The sequence below is a fragment of the Cryobacterium glucosi genome (assembly GCF_004402235.1).
Taxonomy (GTDB): domain Bacteria; phylum Actinomycetota; class Actinomycetes; order Actinomycetales; family Microbacteriaceae; genus Cryobacterium; species Cryobacterium glucosi.
The window spans coordinates 25,339-45,908 of the sequence record NZ_SOFS01000018.1 but is presented as its reverse complement, the minus strand read 5'-3'; the positions used below and the strand labels follow the sequence as shown (position 1 = coordinate 45,908).

The 20,570-nt window shown below is 68.6% G+C and carries 17 protein-coding genes; 4 read left to right on the top strand and 13 right to left on the bottom strand.

Features of this window, described 5'->3' with window-relative positions; all coding sequences use genetic code 11:
- Window positions 1-9: 9 nt before the first annotated feature.
- The 4 genes from E3O46_RS07970 to E3O46_RS07955 form a co-directional block, all read right to left on the bottom strand.
- Window positions 10-1,338: an ABC transporter substrate-binding protein gene (locus E3O46_RS07970; RefSeq protein WP_198413703.1), complete on the bottom strand. Its 1,329-nt coding sequence runs from the start codon at window positions 1,336-1,338 to the stop codon at window positions 10-12.
- Window positions 1,339-1,425: 87 nt separating this feature from the next.
- Window positions 1,426-2,232: a carbohydrate ABC transporter permease gene (locus E3O46_RS07965; protein ID WP_134446013.1), complete on the bottom strand. Its 807-nt coding sequence runs from the start codon at window positions 2,230-2,232 to the stop codon at window positions 1,426-1,428.
- A gap of 110 nt (window positions 2,233-2,342) precedes the next feature.
- Window positions 2,343-3,302, bottom strand: coding sequence for a carbohydrate ABC transporter permease (locus E3O46_RS07960; RefSeq protein ID WP_134445948.1), 960 nt, complete (start codon window positions 3,300-3,302; stop codon window positions 2,343-2,345).
- Complete coding sequence (locus E3O46_RS07955) at window positions 3,299-5,335, bottom strand: beta-galactosidase (RefSeq protein ID WP_134561477.1); 2,037 nt, start codon at window positions 5,333-5,335, stop codon at window positions 3,299-3,301. Before E3O46_RS07955 ends, E3O46_RS07960 begins: the two co-directional genes overlap by 4 nt.
- A 167-nt stretch (window positions 5,336-5,502) precedes the next feature.
- On the opposite strand from E3O46_RS07955, the gene E3O46_RS07950 reads away from it, so the two are divergent.
- Window positions 5,503-6,525, top strand: a complete 1,023-nt coding sequence (locus tag E3O46_RS07950) for a LacI family DNA-binding transcriptional regulator (RefSeq protein WP_134445950.1) — start codon at window positions 5,503-5,505, stop codon at window positions 6,523-6,525.
- A 174-nt stretch (window positions 6,526-6,699) separates the two neighbouring features.
- Here the strand turns inward: E3O46_RS07950 and E3O46_RS07945 are convergent, their stop codons facing one another.
- The 3 genes from E3O46_RS07945 to kduI are packed head-to-tail and all read right to left on the bottom strand — an operon-like array spanning window position 6,700 to window position 9,169.
- A complete protein-coding gene (locus tag E3O46_RS07945; RefSeq protein WP_174774625.1) occupies window positions 6,700-7,467 on the bottom strand; it encodes an SDR family NAD(P)-dependent oxidoreductase in 768 nt (255 codons plus the stop codon).
- Entirely contained in the window at window positions 7,464-8,321 is an 858-nt protein-coding gene (locus tag E3O46_RS07940; protein WP_198413702.1) for an IclR family transcriptional regulator, read from the bottom strand. The genes E3O46_RS07945 and E3O46_RS07940 overlap by 4 nt, the downstream gene beginning before the upstream one ends.
- Entirely contained in the window at window positions 8,321-9,169 is an 849-nt protein-coding gene (kduI, locus tag E3O46_RS07935) for a 5-dehydro-4-deoxy-D-glucuronate isomerase (protein WP_134445951.1), read from the bottom strand. Before kduI ends, E3O46_RS07940 begins: the two co-directional genes overlap by 1 nt.
- 222 nt (window positions 9,170-9,391) lie before the next feature.
- Here kduI and E3O46_RS07930 point away from each other — a divergent pair, with 222 nt between their 5' ends.
- Entirely contained in the window at window positions 9,392-10,402 is a 1,011-nt protein-coding gene (locus E3O46_RS07930) for a hypothetical protein (RefSeq protein ID WP_134561476.1), read from the top strand.
- Between the two features lie 76 nt (window positions 10,403-10,478).
- On the opposite strand, the gene E3O46_RS07925 is transcribed toward E3O46_RS07930, so the two are convergent.
- Window positions 10,479-11,879 carry a wax ester/triacylglycerol synthase domain-containing protein gene (locus E3O46_RS07925; protein WP_134561475.1) on the bottom strand — a complete coding sequence of 467 codons (1,401 nt, stop codon included), beginning with the start codon at window positions 11,877-11,879 and terminating at the stop codon, window positions 10,479-10,481.
- Between the two features lie 189 nt (window positions 11,880-12,068).
- Between E3O46_RS07925 and E3O46_RS07920 the strand changes: the two genes are divergently transcribed.
- Window positions 12,069-14,012, top strand: a complete 1,944-nt coding sequence (locus tag E3O46_RS07920) for a DUF2207 family protein (protein ID WP_134561474.1) — start codon at window positions 12,069-12,071, stop codon at window positions 14,010-14,012.
- A gap of 141 nt (window positions 14,013-14,153) precedes the next feature.
- Window positions 14,154-15,176: a diacylglycerol/lipid kinase family protein gene (locus E3O46_RS07915; RefSeq protein ID WP_134561473.1), complete on the top strand. Its 1,023-nt coding sequence runs from the start codon at window positions 14,154-14,156 to the stop codon at window positions 15,174-15,176.
- A 3-nt stretch (window positions 15,177-15,179) separates the two neighbouring features.
- Here the strand turns inward: E3O46_RS07915 and E3O46_RS07910 are convergent, their stop codons facing one another.
- The 5 genes from E3O46_RS07910 to E3O46_RS07890 form a co-directional block, all read right to left on the bottom strand.
- A complete protein-coding gene (locus E3O46_RS07910) occupies window positions 15,180-16,349 on the bottom strand; it encodes an ABC transporter ATP-binding protein (protein WP_134561472.1) in 1,170 nt (389 codons plus the stop codon).
- Window positions 16,346-17,200, bottom strand: a complete 855-nt coding sequence (locus E3O46_RS07905) for an ABC transporter permease (protein WP_338145022.1) — start codon at window positions 17,198-17,200, stop codon at window positions 16,346-16,348. The genes E3O46_RS07910 and E3O46_RS07905 overlap by 4 nt, the downstream gene beginning before the upstream one ends.
- Window positions 17,188-17,988, bottom strand: coding sequence for an ABC transporter permease (locus E3O46_RS07900; protein ID WP_370294624.1), 801 nt, complete (start codon window positions 17,986-17,988; stop codon window positions 17,188-17,190). The genes E3O46_RS07905 and E3O46_RS07900 overlap by 13 nt, the downstream gene beginning before the upstream one ends.
- Window positions 17,989-18,037: 49 nt before the next feature.
- Window positions 18,038-19,168, bottom strand: a complete 1,131-nt coding sequence (locus E3O46_RS07895) for an ABC transporter substrate-binding protein (protein WP_134445958.1) — start codon at window positions 19,166-19,168, stop codon at window positions 18,038-18,040.
- Between the two features lie 177 nt (window positions 19,169-19,345).
- Window positions 19,346-20,569 carry an ABC transporter permease gene (locus E3O46_RS07890; protein WP_134561471.1) on the bottom strand — a complete coding sequence of 408 codons (1,224 nt, stop codon included), beginning with the start codon at window positions 20,567-20,569 and terminating at the stop codon, window positions 19,346-19,348.
- Window position 20,570: the final 1 nt, after the last annotated feature.

Here is a 20,570-nt window from a genome sequence, read left to right as displayed (position 1 = left end):
GGGAGAGCCCTACTTGTTGACGGGAATCGACTGCGCCGTCATGGCCGCAATCGTAGCCGTCTGGCCGGTCTTGAGGGCGTCGATCAGGGTGCCCTTCTTGGTGACCGCGGCCTTGAACCCGTCGGAGACGTCGTTGTACGTCTGCGTCATGGTCGGACCCCAGACGAAGTCGGGCGAGACCTGCGAGGACGCCTTCGAGAAGACGTCGTAGATGGCCTGGCCACCGTAGAAGTCGACTCCGGCCTTGAGCGCGGGCAGTTCCAGACCGGACTTGGCCGCCGGGTACAGGTTGGCGGACTTGTTCAGCAGGGTGAGCGCCTCATCGGAGGTGTTCAGCCAGAGCGCGAACTTCGCGGCCTCATAGGGGTGCTTCGATCCCTTGAAGACAGCAGTCGAGGAACCGCCCCAGTTACCGCTGGCCTTGTCGCCGGCGGCCCACTGCGGGGACTCGGCGACTGCCCACTTGCCGGCCGTATCCGGTGCACCGCTCGCGATGGAGTTGGCGCCCCAGGCGGCGGAGTTCCAGGTCCAGTCGCTGCCGGTGTTGTACGCGTTGTTCCACTCGTCGGTCCACGGCGGGTTGGTCGAGACGAGGTCCCGGTCGATCAGGTCCTGCCAGTACGCGGCGACCTTCGCCGTCGTCGGGTCGGTCAGGTTCACGGTCCAGTTGGTGCCGTCGTTCTTGAACCAGGTGCCACCGGCCTGCCAGACGAGTCCGGCGAACTGGTTGATGTCGCTCTGGGAGAAGTTGGTGATGTAGCCGCCGGTCGCGCGGATCTTCTCTGCGGCGGCGGTGTACTCGGCCCACGTGGTCGGGATGGCGATGTTGTTGGCCTTGAACAGGTCGGCGCGGTAGAACATGGCCATGGGGCCGGCGTCCTGCGGGATCGCGTACACCGCGTTGTCCTCGCCGAAGTTGACCTGTCCCCAGGTCCAGTCGACGAAGTCCTTCTTCGCGTCGAGCACGCCGGCACAGGCGGCGAGGTCGGTCAGGCCGTCCTGCACGCGGAAGTTCGGCAGCGCGTCATACTCGATCTGGCCGAGGTCGGGCGCGTTGCCGGCCTTGAGCTGGTTGAAGAAGTTCTGGTAGGTGCCGCCGTTGCCGTTGGGTCCGGTCTGCACCTTCACCTGGATGTCGGGGTTCGCCTTGTTCCACACGGCGACGGCGTCCTCCATGCCGGGGACCCAGGTGGTGAAGGTCAGGTCAACCTTGCCGGTCGACGGTGCGCAGGCTGCGGCGGCGGTGCCGGAGCTTGTCGTCGAGGCGGAACAGCCGGTCAGCGCAACCGAAGCTGCGGCGAGCAAGGCAACGGCGACCGCTCTTTTCTTCATTCGCATGTGTCTTCTTCTTTTCTCTTGGGAAAGGAACCGTCCGGCATTCCGGGCGGGTGGTGCTGTGGGTGAAGCGGAGGTGAGGTGAGGGGGCTACTTGACCGAGCCGGCGCTGAGGCCGTTCCGCCAGAAGCGTTGGAGGAGCAGGAAGATGATGATCAGCGGGATGATCGACAGCAGCGCGCCGATCAGCACGTAGTCGCGCAGCACGGGGATCTGGTTGACCTGCGAGTTCCAGCCGTAGAGCCCGAGCGTGACCGGGAACAGGGTCTCGTCGCGCAGCATGATCAACGGCAGGAAGAAGTTGTTCCAGATCGCGACGAACTGGAAGAGGAACACAGTGACCAGGGCGGGCACCATCATCCGCACCGAGACGGTGAAGAAGGTGCGCACCTCGCCGGCACCGTCGAGGCGGGCCGCCTCGATCAGTTCGTCCGGCACGCTCGCCGAGGCGTAGATGCGGGCGAGGTAGACCCCGAACGGGCTGACCAGGCTCGGCAGGAACACCGACCAGAACGTGTTGGTGAGGCTGATCTGGCTGAAGATCAGGAACAGCGGCAGCGCGAGCGCGGTTGCGGGCACGAGCACCCCGCCGAGCACGACGTTGAAGATCAGTTCGCGCCCGGGGAACCGGTACTTGGCGAGGGCGTACCCGCACATGCCGGCGATGATCGTTCCGACCAGGGCGCCGAGCCCGGCGTACAGCGCGCTGTTGAGCATCCACTTGAGGTAGACGCCGTCGCGGTAGCTGACCAGGGCGCCGATGTTCTGGAACAGGGAGAAGTCCGCGAACCAGAGCGGGTTCGTGCCGGTGAACTGGGCGCGATCCTTCGTGGCGGCGACCAGCAGCCACCAGACCGGCACCAGGAAGTAGAGCGTGAAGACGCCCATCACGATCATGGCGCTGGCCCGGGCGAACGGGTTCTCCCGCTGGGCACGTGGGGCCGAACCGGGGGTCGAGCGGATGCGACGGGCCGGCCGCACCGGGCCGGGGGTGGGGGTCAGGGTGCTCACTGGGCTTCCTTCCGCTGCGTGAACTTGAGGAATGTGAACGAGAGCACGAACGTGGCCAGGGCCAGCACCACCGAGAACGCGGCGGCGAGGTTGACGTTGGGGATCGACGACGTCGTGTACACGGTGAGGTTCGGCGTGAACGTGCTCGTCACGGCGGAGCTGAAGCTCCGGAACACCTGCGGCTCGGCGAGGAGTTGCAGGGTTCCGATGATGGAGAAGATCGCGGTGAGCACGATCGCGGGCATGATCAGTGGGATCTTCACCGACCAGGCGATCCGCAGCTGCCCGGCGCCGTCGAGACGGGCGGCCTCGTAGAGCTCGGTCGGGATGGCCAGGAGCGCCGAGTAGATGATGAGCATGTTGTAGCCGACGTAGACCCAGGTGACGACGTTCGCGATGGCCCAGAGCACGAGGTCCGCCGAGAGGAAGTTGATGTTCTGGGTGACCGCGCTGAACGGCGACAGGTTCGGTGAATAGAGGTAGCCCCACATGATCGCGGCGATGACGCCCGGTACCGCGTATGGCACGAAGAACGCGAGGCGGAAGAACTTCTTGCCGCGCACGAGCGGGGAGTCGAGCAGCAGCGCGAACAGCAGCGCGAGCCCGAGCATGATCGGCACCTGCACGGCGCCGAAGGCGAGCACCCGGCCGACGGACTGCCAGAACGGGCCGTTCTGGAAGACCAGGACGTACTGGCTGAGTCCGCCGAAGACCTCGGTCGCCGCGCCGAAGGTGCCCTCACGCTTGATCACGAGCAGGGATTCGTAGATCGCGTAGCCGATCGGCACGAGGTAGAACAGGGAGAACAGGGCGCCGAAGGGGAGCACGAAGATCAGGATCGCGCGCTTGTGCTGCACCCGCGGCTTCGCCGGGCGGGGGCCGGGCCGGCCGGCGAGCCGGCGGGCCGTGCGGGTGTCGCCCGGGACATCCGTGAATCGGGCGGTGGAAGCACTCATGCTGCCGTGTCCTCTCTGATGACGCGCACGGCGCCGGCCGGTACGCGCACAATGCGGTCGACGGCGGCGTCGGTGACGAGTTCGTGCCCGCTGGCGGCGATCTCGATCTCGGCGTGGCCGTGGTTGATGACGAAAAGGTAGCTGTGCGTCGCATCGGCGCGACGCACGACCTCGATGGTGCCGTCCGATTCCGGGCCGAGGGCGGTGACCCGCGCGGCCTGGGCGACCGTGCGCATCACCCCGCGCAGGGCGTCGGGTTCGAGTGCGGTGGCGAGATACCAGGCGGTGCCCCGGCCGAAGCCGTTGCGGGTGATCGCCGGGACGCCGGGCAGGGGGCCGTCGCGGTAGCTCGCAACGGCGGTCGCGCCGTCGAGGCGCAGTCGCTCGGTCCAGAGGCCGGCAGTCGCCCCGGAGTCCAGGCTCAGCGTCCGGCCGGGGAGCAGCGGGGAGAACTCCTCGACACGGATGCCGAGCATCTCGCGGAACGCGCCGGGATAGCCGCCCGGGCGGACCCGGTCGTCCTCGTCGACGATGCCGCTGAAGAAGGTGACGAGCGCGTGCCCACCGTTCGCGACATAGTCGGCGAGACCGGCGGCATCCGCGTCGGTGACGAGGTAGAGGGTGGGCACGACGACGAGGCGGTAGCCGCTCAGGTCGGCGTCCGGAGCGATCACGTCGACCGTGATGCCGAGACGGTGCAGCGCGGTGTATGCGGCGTGCATCTGGCCGAGGTACTCGACCGACTGTGACGGCCGGGATTCGCCGTCCCCGGCCCACCAGGCCTCCCAGCTGAAGACGATCGCGGCATCGGCGATGACGCGGGTGCCTGCGATGTCGCCGAGCCGGTCCAGGATGGCGCCGAGGTCGACGACCTCGCGCCAGAGTTCGGTGTCGGTGCCGGCGTGGGGAACCAGCGCGGAGTGGAACTTCTCCGAGCCCTGCAGCGAGGCCCGCCACTGGAAGAAGCAGACCGCGTCCGCGCCGCGGGCGACGTGGGTGAGGGAGTTGCGGGTCAGTTCGCCCGGCGCCTTCGCGAGGTTGTGCGGCTGCCAGTTCACGGCACCGGTCGCCTGCTCCATCAGCAGCCACGGGGCCCCGCCGGCGAGCCCACGGGTGAGGTCCGCTGCGAAGGAGAGCTCGGTGACGGGGTCGCCGAGACGGTGGTCGAGGTAGTGGTCGTTGGCGACCACGTCGACCTCGGGCGCCCACTGCCAGTAGTCGAGGTTGCGGATGTGGGCGGTGACCATGAAGTTGGTGGTGACCGGCACCGCACTGTGGCGGCGGATGACGTCGCGTTCGCTGCGGTAGTAGTCGAGCAGCTCGTCGGAGCTGAACCGGTGGAAGTCGAGCACCTGGCCGGGGTTGCGGCTCGAGAGGGTGAGTCGCGGGGTGAGGATCTCGGACCAGTCACCGTAGTGCTGGCTCCAGAACGAGGTTCCCCAGGCGGCGTTGAGCGCGGCGATGGTGCCGTAGCGCGCCTGGAGCCAGCGCCGGAAGGCCAGCGTGCTGTCTTCGTCGTAGCAGAGCGCGTTGTGGCAGCCGAGTTCATTGGACACGTGCCAGAGCGCGATCGCGGGGTGCCGGCCGTAGCGCTCGGCGACCTTCTCGACGAGGGCGAGGGCGTGCTCGCGGAACACCGGCGAGCTCGGGCACCAGGCCTGGCGACCACCGGGGTAGCGGATGCTGCCGTCCTCGGTCTCCGGGAGGATCTCCGGGTGCAGCGTGGTCAGCCACGGCGGCGGCGAGGAGGTGGCGGTGCCGAGATTGACCCGGATGCCGTTCGCGTGCAGGAGCTCGATGATCGTGTCGAGGTTGGCGAAGTCGTACTCCCCCGGCCTCGGCTCGATGTGTGACCAGCCGAAGATGTTGATCGCGACGAGGTCGACGCCGGCCGCGCGCATCAGCCGCATGTCCTCGGCCCAGGTCTCCGGGCCCCACTGCTCGGGGTTGTAGTCACACCCGTATGCGATGCCGTCGTGGGCGAACGGGACCGCGGATGCCGCCTCGTTCTGGACTGCTGCTCGCGCGTTCATCGGCTCCCTGACGTCGTTGGCACCGGCATCCGCCGGATGGTCTGTGAACGTGCACAGACCGGGTGGAAAAAAAGACCCTGCGGCCGATCTGTGAACGTACACAGAGTAAGTACGGATCGCGATCCGTGTCAAGGACCATTTCGCGAAACGGGCGATACAGTTATCGAATGGTGACCAATCCGGGGCGGCGCAAACGTGCCACGATCCACGATGTCGCCCTCGAGGCCGGGGTCTCCCGCGGCACGGTGAGCCGGGTCGTGAACGACGAACCCTACGTGTCCGCCGAGGCGCGGATCGCGATCGAGGCCGCCATCGAGAAGGTCGGCTACGTGCCGAACACCGCGGCCCGCAACCTCGTCATGCAGCGCTCGCAGGCGATCGGTTTCATCGTGCACGAACCGCACTCGCTCTTTCTGGAAGACCCCAACATCGGTGAGATCCTGCTCGGGGCCAACGCCGCGCTGTCCCTCGCCGACTTCCAGATGGTCTGCCTCATCATCGACTCCGAGAGGGACACCGACCGGGTCGCCCGGTACCTGAGCGGCGGCTTCGTCGACGGGGTCATCGTCGTGTCGGCCCGCAAGAATGACCCGATCACGCGCATTATCGAGAAGCTGGGACTGCCGTCGACGTTTGTCGGGCATCCGCCGGACCTGCGGCAATTGCCGTTCGTCGGCATCGACAACCGGAGCTCCGCACGCGCGATCACGGAGCGCCTGCTGGCCACCGGCCGCACGCGCGTGGGCATGATCGCCTCCGCCCTCGACCGCGACTCGGGAGCCGACCGGCTGGCCGGGTTCACGGATGCCCTCGGTCCCCTGTTCGACCCGGCCCTCGTGGCCCGGGTGCCGTTCTATGCGTATGCCGATGGTGTCGCGGGCATGCGCGCGCTGCTCGCCGCCGAGCCCGGACTCGATGGGGTGTTCGCGGCATCCGATGCCGTTGCTGCGGGCGCGCTCGAGGCGCTGCGCGAGGCCGGGCGCAGCGTGCCGGGGGACGTCGGCGTCGTCGGCTTCGACGACAGCGCCTGGGCGCTCCGGTGCCAGCCGTTGCTCTCGACCGTGCACCAACCGGCCGCCGGCCTCGGCGAGCGGGCTGCCGAATCGGTGCTGGCCCAGCTGCGCGGCGAGGAGCCAGAGCTCGGCGGCATCCTGCTCACCACCCCGATCGTCTGGCGCGACTCCGCCTGACCCGCCCTGCCCTGCCTTGCACCCGTCTCCCTCCCTCGCGAGAGTACGTTTTTGGCCCTTAAACCACGGGTTTAAGGGCCAAAAGTGTACTCTCGCGGGAGGTCATGGCCCGGTCCGTGGAGCGGGAGCGGGAGCGGGATCGGGAGCGGGATCGGGAGCGGGAGGAGCGGGCGGCTAGCGACCGAGCCAGCCGCCGTCGACGGGGAGGATGATGCCGTTCACGTAGTCCGAGGCGGCGGAGGCGAGGAAGACCGTCGCTCCGGTGAGGTCGGCTGGGGTACCCCAGCGGGCGGCGGGGATCCGCTCGAGGATGGCCCCGGACCGGCCGGCGTCGTCCTGGAGGGCCTGGGTGTTGTCTGTTGCGAAATACCCGGGGGCGATGGCGTTGACGTTGACGCCGAGCGGCGCCCACTCGTTGGAGAGCGCCTTGGTGAGTCCGGCGATCGCAGACTTCGAAGCCGTGTACCCGGGCACGTTGAGCCCGCCCTGGAAGCTCAGCAGTGAGGCGGTGAAGATGATCTTGCCGTGGCCCTGCGCGATCATGGTGCGGCCGATCTCCCGGCTGAGCACGAACTGGCTCGAGAGGTTGACGGCGATCACGCGGTCCCACATCTCGTCCGAGTGTTCGGCGGCGGGGGCGCGCGCGATCGTGCCCGCGTTGTTGACGAGCACGTCGATCGGGCCGAGCGCGGTGATCTCGGCGGCGAGCGCGGCGACGGCGTCCCGGTCGGCGAAGTCGGCGTGCAGTGCGGTGAACCGGCGGCCGAGTGCGGTGACCGCGGTCTCGATCGCGCTGCCGCGCTCGGGCATTCTCGACGAAACGCCGACGATGTCCGCGCCGGCCTCGGCGAGTGCGACGGCCATGGCGAAGCCGATGCCGCGGCTCGCGCCGGTGACGACGGCGGTCTTGCCGCTGAGGTCGAAGAGGTTCAGAACACTCATGAGTGATTTCCTAACGTTGTGGTCGCGAATGCGCTTCCCTGGTAGCCGAGGGCCTGGGAGATGGCCGCCGCGGCCTTCAGTAGGGGGCCGGACATCGCCTCGATCTGCTCGTCGCTGTGCTCGATCGACAGCGTGGACACGCTGAGCCCGTAGCGGACGGTTCCGGTGTGGTCGAAGAGGGGCGCCGCGATGCAGGCGATTCCGGGCACGTTCTCGCCGCGGTCGCGGGCGGTGCCGCGCGAGCGCACGCCGGCGATCTCGCGGCGGAAGGCGTCCGGGTCGGTGATCGAGGCATCCGTGATGCGGGCGAGGCCGGCGCTCGCGATGATACGGTCGACGGTGTCGTCTGGGTAGCTCGCGAGGATGACCTTGCCGATGCCGGTGGTGTGCAGCGGGGCGGCATGGCCGACGCGGGAGGGCATTGTGTACGGTTTGCGGGAGTCGCTGCGCATCACGTAGACGATCGAGTCGCCGGCGAGGTAGCCGATGTGCACGGTGCAGTCCACGGTCGCGACGAGGTCGTCGACGAAGGGTTGGGCGATCGCGGAGATGTCGACGCCGGCGAGGGCGCGGCCGGCGATCGCCAGGATCGCCGGGCCCGGCAGATAGCTGCCGGCGGGGTCGGTCGCGAGGAACCTCTGGGTCACAAGGGTAGCGAGCAGGCGGTGCACGGTGGCCTTGGGCAGGCCTGTCGCGGCGACGACGTCCGAGAACCGCGGGTGCTCGAGGGCCGCCTCGAGCACGGTGAGGGTGCGCTCGGCTGCGCCGGCAGGGGCGGCAGGGGCGGCAGGGGTGGCGACCCGGACGGCGGCGGGGGCCGACGGCATCCGCTCGCCGGCCAGGTCAGCAGTCATCAGGAAACGGCGGTGATGTCCACGGCGTCCATGTCGTCGAAGGACTGGTTCTCGCCGGCCATGGCCCAGATGAAGGAGTAGTTCGAGGTGCCGACGCCCGAGTGGATCGACCAGCTCGGCGCGATGGTCGCCTGGCGGTTGGCGACGATCAGGTGGCGGGTTTCGGTCGGCTCGCCCATCAGGTGCACGACGCGGGCGGCCTCGGGGAGGTCGAAGTAGAGGTAGGCCTCCATGCGGCGGTCGTGGGTGTGCGCGGGCATGGTGTTCCACATGCTGCCCTCGTGCAGGCTCGTCACGCCCATAACGACCTGGCAGCTGCGCACGCCGTTCTCGTGGATGTACTGGTTGAGCGTGCGGCGGTTCGAGGTCGACTGGTCGCCGAGCTCACGGACGATACCGGTTCCCGCGGGCACGAGCGTGGTCGGGTATTCGGTGTGGGCAGGCGCGGAGAAGATGTAGAACCGGGCGGAGTCTTCGGTCTCGGGCGCGGCGCTCGCACTGTCCGAGATGAATTCGACGACGGATGCCCCGCGGCCGATGTACAGGCACGATCCGTGCCCGAGAGCGAACGGCACGCCATCGACGACAACGGTTCCGGATCCGCCGACGTTGACGATCCCGGCCTCGCGGCGCTCGAAGAAGTGGTCGGTGCGCAGTTCGGGGAAGCTCTCGAGAGTGAGCGGGGCCGTGACGGGGCTGACCCCGACGAGGATGACCCGGTCTTCGTGGGAGTAGACGGCGCGCAGCTCGTCGTCGACGAAGAGGTCGGTGACGAGGAAGCGTTCGCGCAGCTCGGCGGTCGTCATTCCCCGGACTTCGGTCGGGCTGGTGGCATTGCGGATCTGCACGGAGACTCCTTGCGCTTCACGGCCCCAAAATGGAACTTAGTTCCATTCTGGGCGCTGGTATGCCGTCAGTCAAACCGACCGCGGCCGTCAGACTGGTGCGACGCGCCTCGAACGGGGGCTCCGGCTGCGGCACGGCCAACCGATAGCCTGACGAGAGGTGCGCTGGTGAATCCCGTGGATGCCCAGCCGATGTCCCACGATCACCGATGAAGCGAGGACCGCATGCGCACCGGCGCAGGAACCGACACGACCTCCACTGCCGACGGGTCCACAGTGCGGGTCCCCGCGCGGTCCCGGAAACAGCGAACGTGGTTCTTCCTGACACTCGCTGTCGGTCTCGCGACTCTCCTTACCGCCGGGATCGGTATCCCGCTGACATCGGCCGAACACGATCGGGTCGTCGCCGAGAACACCAAGCGTGCGACCCTCGCGGCGACAGCCGCACGAGCCGTGAGCGAACTCGCGGCGCTGCGCACCGAAGTCGCCCTCTTCGTTCTCCCCTTGGATGACTTCGATAGGCGCCTGGTCGGTGTCGTCGACCCTGCCCTGATCGCACAGCTGAACGTCGCCCGAGACCGACTGGGGTTGGCCGCGCACGGCGGCTACCCCCGGGCGATCGCCGAAGCTCACTCCGTCGTCGTGCGACGGCTCCAGGCCATCGCGGAGGCGGAAGCCACCGCAGCGGAGACCGCGGTCGGCGTGCAGACCGCTGCCGATCAGAACGCCCGGGATGCTGTCACCGCGGCCGTTCTCAAACTGCGTGCCGCAGCAATCACCCACGGAGAACTGCCCAAGGCCTTCACCGCGGTCGTCGTCGCGAATGCCGCGCTGACGGCAAATCAGGCAGCCGCCGTGGCCGCGACCCAAGCCGCGGCCGAAGCCGCCGCCGCTGAAGCCGCGCGGGTCGCGGCAGCGACCGCCGCCCGGAATTCCGGTACTTCCCGGACTTCCGGTACTTCCCGGAGTTCCGGGTCGAGCGGAACCGGCAGTACCGGCGGCACGACGTCCGGCTCCCCTGGCATCCAGTTCCTGCCCCACCCCACCTTCCTGGACCCGCCCGTTGTCCACAACAACGCCAACTACCAATCCATGTGCCAGGGCGAGGCTTTCGACGACATCATGGTCGAGGGTGGCAGCTCGTACACCTTCGACTACGACTTCGCGTACTCATACATCGTCCAGATTGCCTTTGAGACGAAACAGTGGGACCTGACCGTCTTCGCCTGCCTCTGACACTGGCCGAAACGAGCCCGGAGTTACGCGGCCGCGGGTTCGCAACCGAAGAATTTGCAGGAGCCATGCCCACGCGTCAGGGGTGCAGCAGGGCGGCGAACTCGTGCTCGAGGAGCGCGCGGAGGGCGTCCAGGTCTGGGCAGGTGTCCGGGTCGGCGGCGAGGGTGACCTCGAGGCCGCCGGCGTAGGAGAGCACGGCGAACGACACCGTCACGTTTCCGGTGGGACCGGTCAGGGGCACGAGGCCGGTGACCGGGCACCCGAAGATCGCGAGAGGCTCCGCCGGCCCGCGCAGGTTGGTCACGAAGGTGTGGATCGCCCGCTGCCGGCTGATGAACCGCTGGAACAGTCCGAGCCGCGCGAGCAGCCGGAAGAACGGCCCGAGCAACGCCGTCGACGCGCCCGCGGGCGCGAGTTTCGCCGCCCTCGTGGCGGTGGCGACGGCATCCAGCCGAGTGAACGGATGCCCGACCCCGGGCACACGAATCGGAATCACCCCGCTCTGGTTCCCCAGTTCGCCCGCGGCAGCCTGGCGCCGACCCGAGAACGGCACCGACAACACGAAGGTCTCCTGCCGCTCCCCGCGCTGCTCGAGCAGCCCGTGCAGCGCGCCGCCGATCGCCGTGAGCACGACGTCGTTGACCGTGGCGTGGTGCGCGTGGCCGACCGCGAGCACACGCCCCAGGTCGAGCCGGATCGACACGAAGCGCCGCCGCGGCCCGGTCGGCACGTTGAGCGAGGTGCGGGCCAGGCGCGGGGCGCCGATCGATCCGCGCAAGGCGAGGAGGCCGCCGACCGCGCGCGCCAGCGAGGCCGGGAGGTGCGGCACCGCGCGAACCCTTCCCGCCCACGCGTCACGCGCGAGCGCCCCGACCGAGGGCATCCCACCAGAACCCTTTCGCGAAAGCGGGTGAATCGTCGTTATGGGCATCCCAGACCGACGATTCACCCGCTTTCGCGGCAGGGGATCCGCGGGGCGGTCGACGAGGCTCGCCATCACGGCGAGGCCGCCCATGCCGTCGGCGAGCACGTGGTGGAACACGATGATGAGCGCGGCGCGGTCGTCCGGTGAGGCCGGCGCACCCGCACCGACCCCGGTCACGAGCACCGCGACCCAGAGCGGCCGGGAACGCGACAGCCGCGTGCCGAGCAGCCCCGCGGCGATGTCGAGGACCGCCGCCTCTCCCCCGGGCGCCGGGCACACTCGCGAGGACAGATGCCGCGACACGTCGAATGCGGGGTCGTCGACCCAGGCCGGCCGGCCGCATCCGATGGGCACGTCGATCAGACGTTGCCGCAGCCGCGGCACCCGGCGGATGCGGTCGGCGAGCACGCCGAGGGCCACCTCTGTGTCGAGGCCCGCACGAGTATCGAGAAACAGCACCGCTCCGACCTGCATGGGCGAGGATCCTCGTTCGGTGGCGAGCGACATCAGATCGTCCGCACTGACCCGATCGATGGGTGGCAGGGTGGGCATAGCGCCACGCTATACCCGCGGGGTCCGCAGCCCGAGCCGGATCAATGCGATCCCCGTCCAGACGAACCAGGCCCACATCAGCACGCCGAGGATGTCGGGCACGATCCAGTGGAGCGATGGCTGCCCTGGCAATACGGGCGCGGGCGAGGCGCGGGCGAGGCGTTCCCGAACCGCCCGTAGGCTGGCGGGATGGCCGACTCCAGCTCCAGCCCAGCGCACAACGCCGGCCCACCGGCGCCGGCGGCACCACCGGCATCCGGTTTCGTCGCCGTATTCGGCCGGCGCCTGGAACGCCTTGATCGTTGGGCGGATGCGATCGGCATCGGTCGCAAGCGGCTGATCCTCCGCACGATGTGCCTGCTCCTCACCCTGGCCGGGCTGGCCATGCTGCTCGGCAAGGACCTCACCCCGCCCGACACCCTCGACGAGTACCTGCACCCGGCCAAGACCTCCGCAGACGAGTTCCTGATCCGCAACCTCTCCGTCGACTACACGCTCGACGCCGACGCGCAGGGCCACTCGCGGGCGAGCGTGCTCGAGACCGTCGATGGAATATTCGGCTCCGACTCAACGGCCACCGGCATCACCCGCTACCTGGTCGCCGAGAGCCGGGGCCATACCGTGCACACCACCGTGACCTCGGTGACGGATGCCGGGGGCACCGCCGTTCCGTTCACGGTCACCCGCAGCGGCGACACCTGGAAGATCTCCACCGACACCGGCGCGCGACTCGTCGGCGACCACCGATTCCTGATCCGTTACGTGCAGACCGAGCTGACCGATCATGTCCAGGACGCCCAGAACACCGCGTTCGAAGACAGCCTGAACTGGAGCGTGACGGGCGAACGCTGGTTGCAGGGAATAGGCGGCGTCGACGTGACCGTGCGCATGGACAAGGCCCTCGCGGCACACTTGACCGGAGAACCGAGCTGGGGCGTCGCCTGGGCGATCCTGGGCAGCACCGCCTCATTCGACCGGGTCGCCGACGACGATCCCCTCGCCCAGCCCGGGCAGGCGGTCTTCCACAACCGGGTGTTGTCCACGCTGCCACCGTTCGGCACGGTCTGGGTGGGGTTCCACTTCGCCGACGGCACCTTCATGCCCTCCGACCGCTCGCTACTTGAGTGGATGCGCCTGCTCGCGCCGTTCCTGCCGATCCTGGTGGGGGTCGGGCTGCTCCTGCTCGGGCTCCTCGCCCGGGCCACGGTGTGGCGGAATGCCTCCGGTCGCGGCATCGTCATCGCCGAGAGCACGCCCCAGGCGGGCGTCGACCTCATGCTCGCCTCGCACATCCTGGGCCGGAGCCGCCGGTCGATCGTGGCTTCCCTGCTCGACCTCGCCGTGCGCGGCAACGTGCGACTGCTCCGGGTGAGCCCCGTGACCGACGGCAGGGTCGACGGCGGCAACGACCGCGCGAACTCCCCCGCCGGCCGGCACTGGTACGAGTTCGAATACGTGCATGAGGCGGCCCTGACCGACGCCGACAAGGACCTGCTCAACGCCGTCTTCGGCGACGCCCGCATCATCAGCACGAAGAGACGTCCCGCCAAACGCTCGATGCGACCCGTTCGCCTCGACGTGCGCGGCGGACTGCTGCGACCGGCATTCCGGCAACTGAGCCTGCGCGGCTGGCGCCGGTCCCTCGCGGAGGGCTACCGGCGGGTGCCGAACGGTTTCGTCAGGGACCTGCTGACCTGGGGCGTCATCGCGACGACCGCCCTGCAATGGGGTCTCTCCCGCCAACTCGCCTACGACGGCATCGAATCGCAGGCCTGGTTGCTGTTCTGGGTGAGCGTGGCGAGCGCCGCCGTCACCTTCAGCGCCTTCACGCTCGCCGTGACCCGCTACCCCCTGACCCGGAAGGGCGCCCTCGCCCGGGAGCACCTGCTCGGCCTGCGGGAGTACATCCGGGTCGCCGAGCAGCTCCGGATCAACTTCCTGCAGAGCCCGTCCGGCGCGCTGTACACCCAGCGCCGGGCATCCGTCGAGGTCGCCGACCTCAACGACCCGCTGCTCGCCTACGCCATTCTGTTCGGCCTGGAGCGTGGCTGGCGGCGCGAGCTCGACCTCGCGTCGGCCGGCGCGCTGCCCCGTGGCTGGTGGCTCCCGCGGGACCTTGACCGCACCCCCTGAACAGAGAGGCTCAGGGAATTCTGGCCGATCGGCGTGACAATTCCGCCGAAGAACCGTCTTACAGGTGACGGATGTCGCACGACGGTGACCGCCGAGCCTGCGGGGCGCTAGGCTTCCCGCACAGAACCCGGAGGACACCCCATGACAAACACAGAGCTGACGGATCCCGACGCGACCGGAAACGGAACCGCCCCGGACGCCCGGACCCGCCTGGCCGCGGTCGTCTACAACCCGATCAAGGTCGACCTTCCCGCGCTCAAGGCCTCCGTCGCCACCGAAGAGTCCGCCGCGGGCTGGCCGGAGACGCTCTGGTTCGAGACCTCGAAAGACGACCCGGGACAGGGCGCGGCCCGGCAAGCGATCGAGGCGGGCGCATCCGTCATCATCGTGGCGGGCGGCGACGGCACCGTGCGCGCGGTCGCCGAGGTCGTGCACGGCACCGATCGCGCGCTCGTCCTGCTGCCCTCCGGCACCGGGAACCTGCTCGCCCGCAACCTCAAACTCGCCCTCGACGATGCCGCAGGGTCGATCCGCTCGGCGTTCACCGGGACCGACCGCCCCATCGACGTGGGCATGATCGACATCCGGCGCGCCGACGGCACGGTCGACCGGCACGCCTACCTGGTCATGGCCGGTCTCGGCCTCGATGCCAAGATGCTCGCCAACACCGACGACGACCTCAAGGCGAAGGTCGGCTGGCTGGCCTACGTGAAGGCCCTCGTCGCCGTGGGGCAGGACCGGAATGACCTGCACTTCCGGTACAGCCTCGACAAGCAGCCCGCGCAGTCCATGCGGGCCCACACGATCATGATCGGCAATTGCGGCCTGCTTCCGGCGGAGATCGTGTTGCTGCCCGACGCGGTCGTCGACGACGGTCATTTCGACATCGTCGTGCTCAAGCCGAAGGGCGTGCTCGGCTGGGTGCAGATCGTCTCCAAGGTGATCTGGGAGAACGGGGTGCTCAGCCGCACGCGCCTGGGGCGCCGGTTCCGGACAACGAATGTCGACGCCCTCAACTACGCGACCGGAACCGAGCTCGTGCTGCGCCTGCACCGGCAGGAGGAGATCGAGCTCGACGGCGACGAATTCGGCTCGGCCATCGCGTTCAAGACCTGGATCTCCCCGGGCGGCCTCACCGTGCGCGTGCCAGCCCCGGCTGCGTAGCCGTTACGGACGGGACCCGGCCTGCACCGGGTTCGCGGCCGCTGCGACGGAGACCGGAGCACCGGTGAAGCGCACCCGCACGGCGTCGCCGGGAGCGGGGTGCAAGCGCACGCCGTGCTGCACCGAGACCTCGGCACCGTCGGCGAACCGCACCCGGGTGCGGCGAAGCGACCCGTGGAAGCTGGAAGCGGTGACGACGCCCGCCACCCCGTCCGCGGAGAGCTCGAGGTCTTCCGGCCGCACCGCGACGAGTACGGTCCCGTCCGCCTGCGACGGGTCGAGAAGGGGCAGCCGTGTGCCGTACAGCTCCGCGAATCCGTTGCGCACCATTCCGGTCAGCTGGTTGCTCAGGCCGACGAAATCGGCGATGAACGGCGAGACCGGCCGGGAGTAGAGGTCTTCGGGGGTACCGACCTGCTCGATCCGGCCGTCGCGCATGACTGCGACCCGGTCGGCGATCGCGAGCGCCTCATCCTGATCGTGCGTCACGAACAGGGTCGTGATGCCCAGCTCGGTCTGGATCCGCCGGATCTCCTCGCGCAGGGTCACCCGCACCTTGGCGTCGAGAGCGGAGAGCGGCTCGTCGAGCAGGAGCACCCGGGGTTCGGTGACCAGGGCGCGGGCCAGTGCGACCCGCTGCTGCTGACCGCCGGACAGCTGGTGGGCGAATCGGTCGTAGTGGCCCGCGAGGCCGACGAGCGCGAGGGCGTCCCCGGCTCGACGACGGCGAGCCGCGGCGGCGACCCCGCGCATCCGCAGCCCGAATTCGACGTTCTCGCCCGCGCTCAGATGCGGGAACAGGGAGTAGGCCTGAAAGACCATGCCCATGTCGCGCCGGCTCGTCGGGAGGGTGGACACGTCGACTCCGTCGACCAGGATGATGCCGGCATCCGTCGATTCGAGACCGGCGAGCGCCCGGAGTGCCGTGGTCTTGCCGCTTCCGCTCGGGCCGAGAAGCGCCACGAACTCGCCGGCGTGCAGGGTGAGGTCGAATCCGGCGAGGGCTCGGTGTCCCCCGAAATCCTTGGTGACGCCCGAGAATTCGACGACGGCTCCGTGGCGGTGCGTGGCTGCGCTCGACGACACCTCCGTCTGAGCAGCCTGACCGGAGGGAGCCGGCGCGGTGCTCCCGGTCGGCGTGTCCAGCGGGGTGTTGCTCGTGTTGCGGGTCATTGCCTGCCTCCGATGGGGCGGTGTCGTGGCGAGCTGGTGCGTTCGGCGCCCAGGCGGCCGATGAGAAGGAGCAGCAGGAACGCGAGGATCAGCGAAAGCAGGGACAGGATCACTGCCGTGTACGGGTCGGCCTTGCTGACCACGACGAGCGCGGTCTGCAGGTTCACCCGGCTCAGCAGCGACGCGATGGTGAATTCGCCGAGGACCACGGCGACCGCTATGAATGCGCCGGCCAGCAGGCCACGGCGCAGGTTGGGCAGAAGCACGCGGAACAGCACGCTCCCCCAGCCTGCTCCCAGGGTGCGGGCCGCCTCGCTCAGCGTGCGCACGTCAACGGCATCGAGGTTGGCCTGGATCGCCCGGTAGGCGTACGGCAGCACGATGATGCCGTATGCCAGGGACAGCGTCCAGACTCCGCTGCCGGCGAGCCGGGAGAGCACCGAGTAGACCGGCGCCAGTCCGACGACGAGGACGATCGCCGGGATGCTGATCGGCAGGATGCAGACGAATTCCAGCAGGCGTCGCAGCCGGGGAAAACGGATGTGCACCAGCAGCATCGTAGGCACGAGCAGCAGGAGCACGATCAGCACCGTTCCGACGGCCAGGCCGACCGAATTGCCGACGGCAACGAGCACCTGGCGGTACGGCCCGGTGAGACCGCCCTGGAACAGCGCGCTCCAGCGGGAGAAATCGTGGCCACCGGCCAGTCCCTTGCGGAGGGTGAACTCGACCATGGCCACGAACGGAATGACGAAGAGGAAACCGATCACACCCAGGATCAGGGCGCGCACGGCGCGCGAAGGAGCGTGCGCTACGCCCTCCCGCACGATCGGGCCGGTCACCGCTGCCACCGTGCAGCCCTCGATTGCAGGGCCGAATAGCCGGCCATGACGACCACCATCACCACGACCATCCCGAGGGCGAGCGCACCGGCCAGGTTCTCCCGGCCGAGCACCGTCTCGCTGGTCAGCGCCGACCGGATCTGCAGCGGCACGATCTGGGAGCCCTGGCTCGTGAGCGCCGCAGCGGTCGCATACGACGAGAACGCGTTCGCGAACAGCAAGAGGAGGCTGCCGAGGAAGGAGGGCGCGAGAACCGGGCCGGCGATCCTCAGCCAGTAGGAGGCGGTGCTCCCCCCCAGGGTGGCGTTGGCCTCAGCCCAGGTCGGTTTGAGGGCCTGGAGAGCGGGCATGAACGTGATGATCATCAGCGGCACCTGGAAGTAGAGGTAGGGCAGCACCAGCCCGGGCAATTCATAGAGCCAGACACCGCCCGCGAAGATGTCCAGGCCGAAGGTGTCGCGCAGGATGAGCGTGACCATGCCCTGGATGCCGATGGTGGCGACGAACGCGAAGGCCAGCATCACGCCGCCGAATTGGGCGAGGACTCCGCTGAGCGAATCGACCACCGTGCGGAGGGCCCCGTCCGGACGTGCGCCGAGCAGCCCGTAACACGCGATCGCGCCGACCAACGCGCCAAGCACCGCGGTGAGGGCGGACAACCACAGGGAATTGGCGAACGCGTTGAGCACCACGGGGTTACCGAGTGCCGCGACCGTCGCCAGGGTGAACGAGCCGGACTTGTCGAAGAATCCGGTACCGACGGCGATCAGCGTCGGCAGGGCGAGAAAGAGGAGCACGTAGACCGCGAACGGCAGCAGCCCGAAGGCTGCTGCCGTTGTGCGGGTGCTACTGGACAGCGGCGGCCCAGGTCGCGCCGAGCAGGGTAGCCGCGGCTGCGCTCTGCTCTTTGGTCGGGACCACGGTCTCCGTGGGGGCCGTCGGAAGGGCGCCCAACAGTGCCGCGTCGATGGTGCCCGCGGCCGTCATCGCTTCGGCACGCGCAGGGCGTGCACCACCGGCGAGCCAGAGGTTCTGGCCTTCGTCGCTGTAGAGGAACTCCTGCCACAGCCGGGCTGCGGCGGGGTGCGGGGCGTCCTTGCTCACGGCCTGGTTGTAGTACCCGGCGTAGCCGGTGCCCGGGAACACGACGACCTTCCAGTTGCGCTGACCGGCGAGCTTGGTGCCGTAGCCGACATTGAGGTAGTCCCAGTCGAAGACGACAGGGGTCTCGCCGGAAGCGATCGTGGCCGGGGTCGGGTCGATCTTGACGAAGTTGCCCGCGGCGTTGAGCTTGGTGAAGAAGTCGATTCCGGGCTGGAAGTTGTCGACGGTGCCACCGTTCTGCACGGTCGCCATCCCGACGGCGGCGAACGCGGCCCCGGCCTGGGTCGGGTCGCCGTTGATGGCGACCTTGCCCTTGTAGGCTGCGCCGAGCAGGTCGCTCAGCTGCGTCGGCGCCGGGACGGCGTCGGGGTCATAGCCGACGGCCAGGTATCCGCCGTAGTCGCCGGTGTAGAGCCCGGTGGCTTCCTTGAGGGCGTCGGGGATATCGGCCCAGGTGGCCACCTTGTAGGGGGCGAACCGGTCGGTACTGGACAGGGCGACGGCCAGGCCCAGGTCGAAGACGTCTGGCGCGGTGTCCTGCCCCTTCAGAGTGTCCGCCGCCTGGATTTCCTCGGCGCTCGAGCCGTCCGGGGAGGCTTCGTTGATCGTGATCTCAGGGTACTTCTTCGAGAACGCATCGAGCACGGCGCCGTAGTTCGCCCAGTCGCGAGGGAGGGCGATGACGTTGAGGTTGCCTTCCGCCTTGGCTGCGTTCTCGAGGGCCGGCAGGTCGCCGAATGCGCTCAGGCTGGTGGCTGTTGCGGCATCGGTGGTGGCGGTTCCGCTCGCGGCCGTGCCGGAGCATCCGGTGAGGCCGATCGCAAGCACGGCCGTGGCAGCCAGGGATGTGATCAGGGTGCGTGGGGTGATCAATTTTCCTCCGTCTGACCAGCAGCGAGAGGCCGCACACGCATCGGCGCGCGCAGTTCGTTGCCGCGGTGCTGGTCACCGAGAGACTAAAAGTCGTTCTTGACGGGACTGCGAAACGCTCCTGAACAGCTCATGAATGCTCGGAGCCACGTTTCCCTCCGCACGGAACGACTCCCGCGCTCACCGCCGCGAGCGCGCGAACACGGTGCGCAGCGAGACCCGCTTGGTGTATTCGACCGAGCCGTAGCGGAACAGCTGCACCGCGAGCCGGAGCACGATTCCGCCGAGCAGGAAGAGTTCCGCGATGACGATGCCGGACTCCAGGGGGCTCAGCGAGCCCAGTCCGTTCCGGAGCATCGCCGTCACCGGCGCGGAATACGGGAAGAACGTGAAGAGCTGCACGATCAGCGCGTGCGGATCGGACACCACGAGCGACACCGCGTAGAGGGGCACGAAAACGAGCGCCATCACGATGCCGAAGACCTGGCTGGCCTCCTTGGCGGTGGGCATGATCGCCCCGGCGGCGACGAGGGTGCCCATGAACAGGGTGAACCCACCGATCAGGAGCAGGGCGCCGACGACCATCTGGCCGGGGTTGACGATGAGCTGGGAGAGGTCGACGTCGGGCAGGCTCAGCGAGGTGCGGAAGAAGAGGTAGCCGACCAGCACCGGCAGGATGAACACGAGCATTTGCACGATCCCGATGATGAACAGGGAGATGATCTTGCCCATGATGAGGGTCGTCGGGTTGAGGGTGGTCAGGATCATCTCGGTGACCCGGTTCTCCTTCTCCTCGAGGGTGCTCGTGAGCATCTGGTTGCCCAGCATCACGATCACGACGTAGAAGATCAGCAGGAAGAGCAGGGGGGCGACGGCACCGAGGATTCCGCCGGAGACCGCGCCGTCCTTATAGGTGATCGCATCGACCTGGAAGGAGCCCCGCGCCAGCCCGGTCAACGTCTGGTCGCCGATCTTCGCCTGGGCGCTGGCGACCATCAACTGGGTCGCCACCGAGGAGTACTTGCCGTTGTCGAAGATGCCGACGTCGGCGCCGTAGACCGTGGTGGCCTCCTTCGTCGGTTCGGCCGGGTAGGAGAAGTAGGCCGCCGATGCGCCCGACTTCACGTCCGCGATCGCCTGGTCGGGGTCGGCGGCGAGGGTGCCCCCGAACGCGGTGGCGATGGCCGGGTCGATGTAACCGGATGCGTCGCTGTAGGTGAACCGGAGGGTCGCGTCCTTCTGCGAGTCGACCTTGCTCTCCGTGGAGGTGTTGGACAGCACGATGAGCGCGATCACGATGCCGATCACCACTGGCACGAGCAGGGTCGTGAGCCAGAACTGCTTCTTCTTGAGCGTGCGGGTCACTTCGAAGGAGACGACGGTGCCGAGATTGTGCCGAGCCATG